This window comes from Seonamhaeicola aphaedonensis (assembly GCF_003386195.1).
Lineage (GTDB): Bacteria > Bacteroidota > Bacteroidia > Flavobacteriales > Flavobacteriaceae > Seonamhaeicola > Seonamhaeicola aphaedonensis.
Genome location: NZ_QRDX01000005.1, coordinates 305,934 through 316,800, shown reverse-complemented (window position 1 = coordinate 316,800; position 10,867 = coordinate 305,934). Strand labels below are relative to the sequence as shown.

The following is a 10,867-nucleotide window of genomic DNA, read 5'->3' as shown; positions in this document are numbered from 1 at the left end:
GGACATTAAAGAACTTGAATCGCAAAAAACAAGTCTAAATGCAAAAGCCGGTTTTGGTAAAAGTAGTGTCTCTAATATTCTTTTCGATAATATAGGACAATATAATGGCTGTGATGAAATCAATTGGCCAACACCTACCAATTTCAAACTTGGTAGTATGGGAGGCTGTTTTACTGTCTCTGAGGCTCTGGCAGAACTCGACCTTATGCGATCTCTATATCCTAACATCATATCCGTAAAGACAGATGCCTCTCCTACCCAACAAACTACGTTAGAAGGAAGAACCACATACTATGTTCGTATATCTGATAATCCCGATATCGATGAACCTAATGAGCCTGAAACACTCTATACTGGAATGACACACTCCAGAGAGCTGTCCAGCCTTATGAACCTAATGTACTACATGTGGTATATTCTAGAAAACTACGGATCTGATCCTGCTATTACTAGCTTGGTTAACAACCAAGAACTCTATTTTATTCCTATTGTAAACTCTGATGGTCTTGCATATAATGAAGCTATAGCTCCTAATGGTGGCGGACTACAACGTAAAAACAGAAATATTTATGGAGGTAGTTGTGGTACAACATCAGAAGGTGTAGACCTTAATAGAAACTTTGGGTACTATTGGGGTAACGGTGGATCATCAACTAATGTATGTAGCGAGATCTATAGAGGACCTTCGTTCTTTTCTGAAAATGAATCACAAATTGTTAGAGATTTCTTTCTAGATCACGACTTTAAATTAGTACTTAACCACCACTCCTTTAAAAATGCTATGCTACATGGTTATGCGGGAGTAGATCCTGCCACGCTAGATCTTGCAGGGGTGGATAGACGTGAAGATGAATTTGCCAAGTATAACCATGACATGACTCATTTTAACCGGTATGCCTATGGACCCAGTACACAGATTAGTGCTCTGAACAGCGGAAATATGAACGACTGGATGATGGGACCTGCTGTAGCGGGTTCTACAGGAGGACCTGGTGCTGGAAAAGATACCATGGCTTGGACTCCTGAGAATGGAGGTGGCTCTGAAGCCGGATCTACTGGTAGTGGCTTTTGGCCTGACCCGCTTCTTATTGATGATATAGCTCGCAGAGCTATGAGAGCCAATTTCCTAGCGGCTTACTTTAGTGGTAAATATGCTAAAATTATTGATTTAACATCTTCTAACGTAACGTCTTTGAACGGAAACTTCAACTTTGGCATTGAGTATCTAGGTCAAACCGATAGTGATTTTACACTGACTCTCACTCCTATATCCTCTAATATCATCTCATTGACAAATCCTCCTGCTCAGTCTGGAATGATTACTCTTGAGCAACGTAACGTATCTGTTCCTTTTACACTAGACGGAAGCATACAACCCAATGATGCTATTGAGTTTAAAGTTGCGTTGAGCAATGACGACGGTATCATATACGAGGCCAACGTAATAAAATATTATACGCCAACCATACTTTTTGAAGATAATGAAGAAACCAATGGCATTGCAAACTGGACAGCATCTGGTGGATCTTGGGGAACTACTAATGACGCCTTTTCTGGAACAGTGGCTATTACAGACTCTCCTTCTGGTGCATATAACAACAATGAAAGCAAAACACTACAACTAAATAATGCCATCAGTACTAATGGACTGATACAAACTGTTATTCAGTATAACGCCAAGTGGGATCTAGAACGTAGTTTTGATTATGTACAAATTGAAGCTTCTACCAACGGATCTACTTGGACACCGCTCTGTGGCACCTATACCAAACCAGGTGCGCCTAACGAAAACAATACCTATTCGGGTAAAAGCTCTACAAACAATAACTTCCAACCTGATGGTGAACAGCTTTATGATGGCGATACACAAGACAAATGGGTTATGGAGGAAATCGTTATATCTGCCTCAGAAAATAGTTCATTCTTTAACCAAGCTAACGTTTTTCTTAGGTTTAGCTTCAATACTGATTCTACAAACAATCAGGACAGCTACACAACGACTTTCGATGGCTTTGTATTCGATGACTTTAGAATCATAACCAATTCAACTAATATCCCACAAACTATTACCTTCGACTCTATTAGTGATAAGTTTACAACCGATGCCCCGTTCCAAGTGAATGCAACGGCTTCCTCTGGGTTGCCTGTTAGCTTCTCCATCGTATCAGGACCTGCTTCGGTATCTGGAAATACCATTACGCTTAATGGTACAACTGGTTTCGTAACCGTTAGGGCAAGCCAATCAGGAAACACCACCTACAACCCTGCTACTGACGTCGAACAATCTTTTGAGGTGATATTCCAACCTCCATGTACAGGCACATTGGTAGACACTTTTCCTTATTCTGAAAGCTTTGAAGGTTCAGGAACTGGAGGATTAGGTGATTGGACTCAAGAAGTATCTGACAATATTGATTGGAATATTAATTCTGGCTCTACTTCAACAGGTAGTACAGGTCCATCTAGTGCAGATGAAGGTTTTTATTATTTATATGCAGAATCAAATGACGGAACAGGAAATCTAATACTTATTAGTCCTTGTTTCAATTTAAACGCAACTTCCAGTGCTTCCTTTTCTTATTCATATCATATGTCTGGTAGCAATATGGGAGATTTAACTTTAGAAATTTCAGATAATAATGGTGCTAGTTGGTCTCAACTTTGGACATTGTCTGGTGATCAAGGAACATCATGGCTTACCAATACTATTAGTCTAGACTCATACATAAATAAATATATAAAATTAAGATTTATAGGCACAGTGCCTTCAGGGCAACCAAGAAGTGACATGGCAATCGATAATATTGGTTTAACAGTAACTCTCACTAACCAAACATGGTATCAGGATTCTGACTCTGATGGTTTCGGAAATCCTCTGGTATTTCAAGATGCCATTACTCAACCTTCTGGTTATGTTTTAGACAATACCGACTGTGATGATAACGATGCCAATGAGTTCCCAGGACAAACTTGGTACATTGGGGTGGATAACGATAACGATACCTTCTTCGGAAGTGTATCCTCAGTGACCGCCTGTGAGCAGCCTGTTGGGTATAGCTTAGTAGCGCCTACTGCAGACGACTGTGATGATAACGATGCCAACGAGTTCCCTGGTCAAACATGGTACATCGGTGTGGATAATGATAACGATACCTTCTTCGGAAGTGTATCCTCAGTGACCGCCTGTGAGCAGCCTGCAGGATATAGCTTAGTAGCGCCTACTGTAGACGACTGTGATGATAACGATGCCAATGAGTTCCCTGGTCAAACATGGTACATCGGTGTGGATAATGATAACGATACCTTCTTCGGAAGTGTCAATTCCGTGACCGCCTGTGAGCAGCCTGCAGGATATAGCTTAGTAGCGCCTACTGCAGACGACTGTGATGATAACGATGCCAATGAGTTCCCGGGACAAACTTGGTACATTGGGGTGGATAACGATAACGATACCTTCTTCGGAAGTGTCAATTCCGTGACCGCCTGTGAGCAGCCTGTTGGGTATAGCTTAGTAGCGCCTACTGCAGACGACTGTGATGATAACGATGCCAACGAGTTTCCAGGACAAACATGGTACATCGGTGTGGATAACGATAACGATACCTTCTTTGGAAGTGTCAATTCCGTGACCGCCTGTGAGCAGCCTGCAGGATATAGCTTAGTAGCGCCTACTGCAGACGATTGTGACGACAACGACGACAATGAGTTCCCAGGCCAAACTTGGTACATCGGTGTGGATAATGATAACGATACCTTCTTCGGAAGTGTATCCTCAGTGACCGCCTGTGAGCAGCCATCGGCCAATCATTCGCTCGTAGCTCCTACTGCTGATGATTGTGATGATAACGATGACACCTTAAATCCCAATGGAATAGAAATACCAAATAATGGTATAGATGAAGACTGTGATGGATTCGATCAAACATTAAGTTCTGAAAACTTTACATTAAATAACTTGAATATAAATCCAAACCCTTTCAGAAATCAAATTAGTATAAACTTACCTTTAAATCTAAATAACAAGAAGTTTCAAGTTAAGTTATTTGATGTTAATGGTAGATTAATATACAGTTCTGCTAGGAATAGTATTAATTCTAAAATTGTAATATTTGATCTAGAAAGTTTGTCTGAAGGTGCATATTTCTTGAAATTAACAAGTTTAGAATTTGGTAAAAGTGTAGTAAAGCAGTTAATTAAATATTAAATCCCTTTAAAATACTAAGTAAATTGATTAGTTTACTTAGTATTTTAAATTACTGTTATTCAATGATTTAAAAACACAAATAACCGTTCATCGATTTTTTTTGTATTTCATGGAGTTAAGTGGTATGTTTGTACCGTAGGTTTTTATAAAACTTAATTAGTCCCAAAAACTAAAACTTAGTCTCTCATGAAAAAAATTACTTATGTAATACTATGCATGTTGTTATGTGTGTTTTGCTTAAAGGGGAATTCGCAAAATCAAGACATAAATGTAAGGGGTAATTCCTTAGATATTCTTAATGGAGATACAATACCAGAAATAGCTGATAACACAGATTTTGGAAGTATTGGTACAGGTGGTAGCATTGTACATACATTCGAAATACAAAACGTAGCTACGGGCTCTGGAAATCCAGCAAACAACAGATTGACTGTAAGCAGTGTTAGTGTTTCCAATACCACTGACTTTACAGTAACGAGCTTCGTATCTGAAGTTGATAGGGAAAAATCAGATACTTTTACAATAACTTTTTCACCTAGTGTTACAGGGCTTATATCTGCTACTGTAACAATTAATAGTGATGATCCAGATGAAGATCCCTATACATTTACTATTCAAGGTACAGGAACCGCGCCCGCGCCCGAAATAGACATTCAAGGTAATGGTACGTCGATTTCTAGTGGAGATATTACACCTGATGTAGCAGACGATACCGATTTTGGACAAATTGATATATCAGGAGGCACTGTTGTAAACACCTTTACCGTATTAAATACAGGAAGTGCCGATTTAAGTCTAACAGGAACAGGACCAACTTACATAACTATAAGTGGTACAGATGCAGCAGATTTTAGCATTACTGCAAACCCATCAACACCCATAGCAGCATCTGGAAATACAACATTCGATATTACGTTTGATCCCTCAACTTGTGGTATTAAAAACGCTACGGTGACTGTTGCAAATGATGACAGTGATGAAAGTTCGTACACCTTCGATATTCAAGGTGAAGGCACAGCGTCGACTACTGGTTTACAAGACATTAATGTTAGAGGTAATACAGTTGACATCCCTGATGATGACACTACCCCTATTACTTCAGATAATACAGACTTTGGAAGTACTAATGTTGGTTTTTCAATAATTAACACTTTTGAAATTCAAAACACTTATACTGGAGGAGGAAGTCAGAATACGAACCAATTAAGTATTACCAGCATCACCTTATCAGGTGCTCATGCTGCCGATTTTACAGTTACAAGTGCCATTACAACTATAAATAAAGATAGTTTTGGAACCTTTACAATAACCTTTATGCCAAGTGCCCTAGGCTTAAGAACAGCGACGGTTACCATAGTAAATAACAGTTCTGTATGTAGTGAACAACCTTATGTGTTTGATATACAAGGTACGGGAACCCCACCATCACCAGAAATCGATGTTTTTGACGATTCCAACAATCCGATTAATGATGGTAGCACCAATAGCCCTGCTTCACTTAATCAAACATTATTTGGAGCTACCGATGCGCTTACGCCCATAAGTACTACGTATACCATTGAAAATAATGGTTCTTTAGCTTTAAATATTAGTTCTATAACCAGCGATAATACAGACTTTGCTATTACAGTAAGCCCATCATCGCCTGTGGCATCTGGAGGAAACACGACGTTCACTATAACATTCACACCATCTGCAGTAGGTATTATTACAGGTAACATAACCATAGTTAATGATGATAGCGATGAAAACCCATATACGTTCACAGTTCAAGGTGAAGGAACCGCTGCTCCACCAGAGTATACAGCTTACTACGAAAACTTCGACATAAATGATGGTGGATGGACTGCAGTAACATCAACCGGTGATTCATGGATATGGACCAATGCATTTCCAGGTACAGCCATTGAATTAGCCGAAGGCGGATTTTGGCGTTGTAGTACTTACGATAATTACTTAAGTAATGTTAATATAGTTGTTGAAAGTCCCCAACTAGATTTTACAGGATTGGATAACCTAAGAGTGAGCTTAGATATAAAATATAAAACAGAAAGTGGAAATGATGGTGTACGCATTCTATACTCCGTTGCCGGAGGCGCCTATACTCTACTGGGTGCCAGTGGTTCTGGAACAAATTGGTACGAAGGAAATGTAAATGCCCTTGGAAGTGATGGCTGGAGTAATAATAGTCACCCAACAAATACATCCTTTACACACAACAAATTTATAAATGCTTCCTTAACATTATCTGATGCTACATTTGCTAATCAAAGTAATGTGAGGTTTAGAATTGAATTCAGTTCGAATGGATCGGGAACAGATGATGGTGTTGCTTTTGATAATTTTAGAGTTGAGGCAGACCCAAGTACCGCTCTAAGCGATTCCAGCATTGCCCCAGCAAATATAACATCTAATTTAAGATTGTGGTTAAAAGCCAATGAAGGTATTGCTGCAACCGACGGTGTCGCCTTAACAAGTTGGGAAGACCAAGCTTATGACACCACTCTCGATAAAGAGGATGCCTCTGCCGCATCAACCATAGCACCTATTTATAGAGATAATGCAAGTAGAAACATGAACTATAATCCTGTTCTTGATTTTGACAATAATAACATTCAATATATGAATGGTAAAGGTGGTTTTTATGCAACCGATTATTTTGCCGTGTTTAGAAGTGATGATATTGTAGATACACAAACCGGATCATTTAGCCCAGGTAGACAGTTTGCTGTTGGGGGAAGATATAGTAATGATAATTTCCATGAAGACCCAACAGGTCTGGGTATGGGAAGTACTTCGGCCAGATTTACAGACGAAATTTTATCTCACAATCTCAATTCGTTCCCTAATGGTTCATCAGCACCTAATGATAACTCATATGGTAGAGCCTACACAACTAATACAGAAACTTATCAGAACCATGTCTTGATTGTCAATGTTAAATCGAATGCTACCAGAACATCTACCGAAATATATAAAAATGGTAAACGTGTGGACAATGCCACAGGTACAGCTGGAAATGGAGCCGATTTAAATTTTAAAGAATTTAATAATACACCCTTTTTAGTAGGTACAGGGCGAAGTGGTCTGGCAGGACGTACTACTTCACAAATGAATGGTATGTTAACTGAAATTATATCATATACTTCTCCAAATTCTGCAATAAACCAACAAAAAATTCAAAGTTACTTGGGGGTTAAGTATGGCGTAACATTGCAAAGTTCCTCCAGTACAGCTACCACATATAGACAGAATGATGTTGATTATATCGATTCTCAAGGTAATGTAATATGGGATACCACTGCAAATAGTGGTCATAATTTTGACATTGCTGGAATAGGTCGTGATGATGCCTCATTATTAGACCAGAGACAGTCAAGAAGTCAGAATGATGAGTCCGATGTAGATGGGCCAACATCCGGATTTCTTACAATGGCATTAACAAGTACTTACGCAACAAATAAAGAGAATATAGCCAATACCACAGCATTAGCAGATAGACAATTTTTAATGTGGGGTAATAATAATGCTGATATTAACGGAGCTCCAATAAATGTAACCGTTGATATGAGTGAAGATATTATAGGAGCTAAACCAACAACGAATGTATCTTTTACAGCTATTCCAAGAATATGGAAGGTTGTAGAAAACGGCAATGGCGGTGATATTCCTGCTGTAGAAGTGTCTATCCCTGTGAGTGCCGTAAGAACCGCTGCTCCACCAGATGGGCGTTACTTAATGTTTATTTCTTCGACTGGTATTTTTGATCCAACTGCTGACTATCGTGTAATGACTGAGACTGGTGGATATTTGTACGCAGAATACGATTTTGATAATACCGAGTATATAACTTTTGGCTGGGCACCTGAAGAAACTTTTGATAGATCTATTTATTTTGATCCAGCCAATGGTCATTATGTAGACGTAGAAGATCATTTAGATTTAAATCCAACGAGTTTTACGGTTTCGGCTTGGATTAAAAGAGGATCAAACTCTTTAGATAAATCCATAGTATCTAAAAGAAATGCCGCTTACTCTGAAGGGTATGACCTAAAGATAAACGCAACAGGACATGTTGAAATGTCTTGGATAAATGGTGGAACTCAAACTATTGTCTCAGATGTTGTAATACCTGAAGACGAATGGCACCAAGTGGCTGTCATTTACAATGGTACCACAGCGAATTTATATATAGATGGTGTATTAGAAAAAACGGAGACATTATCTCCTCCAGTTAACACTTCGCAATCATTCTTTATTGCTGCTGCTGCCAAATTAACCCCAGAAGCTTTTTTCCATGGAAATATTGACGAAGTAAGGGTTTGGAATACCGCATTAACCGTGGACCAGTTACGCTATATAATGAATCAAGAAATCACAGATAATTCGCTTAATGTTGGCCCAGGGTATTTTATTAGCCGTTCAGTAAGTCCAACTAAAGACGAAATATCCACTATACCTTGGTCTAGCTTGGCGGGATACTATCCAATGTCTACATATACTTATACCAATACTAAAGACGAATCTGGCAACGGAAATCAAGGCGCCTTGAAAAATCTGAAAACCGTTGACTGGCAAACAGCACCATTACCATACATTTCAACTCAAGATGGCGATTGGACATCAAACAGTTCGTGGGTAAATGGCGATGTTCAAACCATACCCGGTGCAGCTGCTCTTGCCGATAATTCGGTAACGGTAGATTGGAATATTGTAAGGATAGCTCATAATATAACCGTTGACAACTCTTCTTTACCTTCTGGCAACAATGGTAACCGATCAGTTCTTGGATTATTTATAGATTCAAATGAACTGACACTCAATGGAGATAATTCTTTGGGGACTGGTAATGGATTGACTGTAACCCACTACCTAAAAGTAGATGGTGCAATTGACTTGGAAGGAGAATCACAATTAATTCAGACAGAGGATAGTGATTTAGATGTAACAAGTACTGGAACACTGGAAAGAGATCAACAAGGCACAAAGGACCTATATACATATAACTATTGGTCTTCTCCTATAGGTAGGTCTAATACAACTACTAATAATAACTCATATACTGTTGCTGAAATCTTAAGAGACGGATTAGTTCCTTCTAACCCATTGTCAATAACCTTTTCCGGTTCTGGATATAACGGTTCTCCTGGAGTAGCTAATACAACGGGAGCTACCATAGCAGACTACTGGATATGGAAATATGCCAATAGAATTGGAGACACGTATTCGGAATGGCAACATATGAGAAGTTCTGGAAGCATAAATGCTGGTGAAGGATTTACTATGAAAGGTGTTGAAAATACAGGCGGACTCATTTCGCAAGAACAGAACTATGTTTTTAATGGAAAACCAAATAATGGTGATATAACCCTTACAATAGCATCTGGCAATGATTATCTGGTAGGTAATCCGTATCCATCTGCTTTAGATGCTGATGAATTTATTCAAGACAATATTAAAACTACAGAAACCATTAATGGCAAAATTGGAAGAAATTCTGTAAACGTTATAAACGGCGCCTTATACTTCTGGGATCATTTCGCACGTAGCACCCATGTTTTAAGAGAATATGCTGGTGGATATGCCGTGTACACTTTAATGGGGGGTGCACCAGCCGTGAACAATGATACACGTATTAGTGCAACTGGTGAAACCGGAACTAAAATCCCGAAGCGTTATATTCCAGTCGGACAAGGCTTCTTTGTTGTTGCTAGAGATACAGGTGCATCGGGCACGGTAATACCAGATGGCGGTAACATCCTATTTAAAAATAGTCAACGGGTATTCCAAAAAGAGTCAGGTGGATCTTCAAGTTTCTTGAAATCAACTAATGTTAAAGGAAAATTATCCGAAACTAAATCAAGTACAACTGATACTAGAGAAAAAATCAGGTTGGCGTTTGACTCTCCAAAAGGTTATCACCGTCAATTATTGGTTGGTGTTGACAACAGGGCTTCAAGTGGCATTGATATTGGATTTGATGCTATAATGAACGATGACAACTTAGAGGACATGTATTGGAAATTAAATGATAATAAATTAATAATTCAAGCGGTAGATCATTTTAACAATAATCGCATACTACCACTTGGTATTAAAACAGATGTTGATGGTGTGTCTGTAATAAGAATTGATACTCTTGAAAATATAAACGCCGATACTAACATTTTTGTTTATGATAAAACTCTAGATATCTATCAAAATTTAAAAGAGGATAATTATGAAGTTTTCCTAACAGCGGGAGAATACTTAAATAGATTTGAAATTACATTTGAAAATAAAGCAGAAGCCTCATTAAGTACCGAAGATATTGAAGATAAAGTGCTCAATACCTATTTTTCTAATGAAAAGCAAAGCTTTATACTTCACAACCCTAAATTAAAACAGGTCAAGTCTATTGAGGTTTATAATATTATTGGTCAATCTGTCTATCAATTTAACAATATAAAACAAGACAGTTTTCAAGAATTTAAAACTAGAAATATCAATTCTGGAACATATATTATTAAAGTAAATATGATAGATGCAACATTATCTAAAAAAGTCTTGGTACGTTAATTTTTAGTCAAGTTTGATCTGGGTTAATTAATCAATCCCAAAATATACCCTAACTTTATCTGAATATGAGAGAGGCAAACTAGTAATAGTAGCCTCTTTCTTGTA

The 10,867-nt window shown here is 38.3% G+C and carries 2 protein-coding genes; both read left to right on the top strand.

The window, feature by feature from the left end; all coding sequences use genetic code 11:
- On the top strand, positions 1-4,204 hold a 4,204-nt coding region (locus DFQ02_RS10260), incomplete at its 5' end, for a M14 family zinc carboxypeptidase (RefSeq protein WP_116524336.1).
- 186 nt (positions 4,205-4,390) lie between these two features.
- Entirely contained in the window at positions 4,391-10,762 is a 6,372-nt protein-coding gene (locus DFQ02_RS10255) for a choice-of-anchor D domain-containing protein (protein WP_116524335.1), read from the top strand.
- Positions 10,763-10,867: the final 105 nt, after the last annotated feature.